This is a genomic window from Desulfovibrio sp. 1188_IL3213 (assembly GCF_036763145.1).
In the GTDB taxonomy this organism is placed as follows: Bacteria; Desulfobacterota; Desulfovibrionia; order Desulfovibrionales; family Desulfovibrionaceae; genus Desulfovibrio.
On the sequence record NZ_JBAIYR010000513.1, the window covers coordinates 1 to 1,455 of the forward strand.

The following is a 1,455-nucleotide window of genomic DNA, read 5'->3' on the forward strand; positions in this document are numbered from 1 at the left end:
CCGCGCCGGGCATAGCGTGACGCTTGTGGAAAGCGCGGCCGTGGGCGGCACATGCCTGCACACGGGCTGCATTCCCACCAAGACCTTCAAAAGCTCGGCCGACGCCCTTGAAAAAATACGCCACATGGGCAACTACGCCATCACCGGCAACGCCGATGCCGCCATATCCATGCCTGACCTGCTGGCGCGCAAAAAAAACGTCATCGGCCTTCTGACCACCGGCCTTGAAAAAACCTGCGCCAGCCTCAAGATCACCCTTGTGCGCGGCCGCGGCAGGGTCATCAGCGCCAGGGAAGTGGCCGTGAGCACGCAGGAAGGCACTGTTCTTGTGGAAGGCGACAACGTCATTATCGCCACCGGCTCCCGCCCCTTGAACCTGCCCTCCCTGCCTGCCGATCACAGGCACATCCTCAACAGCGACGATGCCCTTGCCCTGGACCGCGTACCCGCCAGCATCGTCATTGTGGGCGGCGGCGTTATCGGTTGCGAGATGGCCTGCATCTTCCGCTCGTTCGGCGCGCAGGTGACGGTCATTGAGGGTCAGGACCGCCTGCTGCCCATCCCGTCGGTGGATGGCGAAATGAGCAAGCTGCTGTTGCGCGAGATGAAAAAGGCGGGCATTCGTGTTGAGCTTGGCAAAACCGTAAGCTCCGCCGCTGTGGAACAGGGCCTGGCAAAGCTTGCCGTAAGCCCGTCGCGCCCCAAGGGCGATGCCCCTGTTGAACCGACCATGCTGGACGTGGAGTCGGTTTTTGTGACCGTGGGCCGCGTACCCAACACCGAAGGCCTCGGCCTTGACGAAGCGGGCATTGCCGTGACCCCGCGCGGCTGGATTGAGGTGGACGACTGCCTGCAAACCTCTGTTCCCGGCGTATTCGCCATTGGTGACGTTCTTGGGCCGGAAAAAATCATGCTGGCCCACATGGCCTCTGCCGAGGCCGAGCACGTGGTGGCCCATCTTGATGCTCCCGCTCCCTGCGACTACAGCGTTGTGCCGTCGGCCATTTTCACCACGCCGGAAATCGGTTGCGTGGGCCTTTCGGAAGAACAGGCCCTGACTGCCGGCCTGCCCGTGCGCTGCACGCTTTTGCAGGTGAGAGAGCTTGGCAAGGCTCATGCCATGGGTGAAATCGCCGGCGTATTCAAACTGGTGGCCCATGCTGAAAACAACACCATTCTTGGGGCGCACCTCTGCGGGCCGCACGCCACAGACCTCATTGCCGAGGCCGGACTGGCCATACGCATGGGAGCCAAGGTTGACGATGTGGCGCACACCATTCACGCCCATCCCACCCTGGCCGAAGGTTTTTACGAGCTTTGCCACAAGGCTGCGCGGCCGTAAGCTCTGCCGCGACACAGCCTTGATATCCGCCGTAACGCCCGTGGGCGCGTTTTGAGCCTGAAGCGCCAGCTGGTGAGTGCAGAGGGGGCCTTGAAGCGGCACAGCCCCCACAA

Annotated in this window: 1 protein-coding gene; it reads left to right on the forward strand. The window is 62.7% G+C overall.

Annotated elements, in window-relative coordinates; all coding sequences use genetic code 11:
• Positions 1–1,342, forward strand: a 1,342-nt coding sequence (gene lpdA, locus V6C16_RS13170; protein ID WP_333543426.1) for a dihydrolipoyl dehydrogenase, incomplete at its 5' end; no start/stop codon positions are given.
• Positions 1,343–1,455 lie beyond the last annotated feature (113 nt).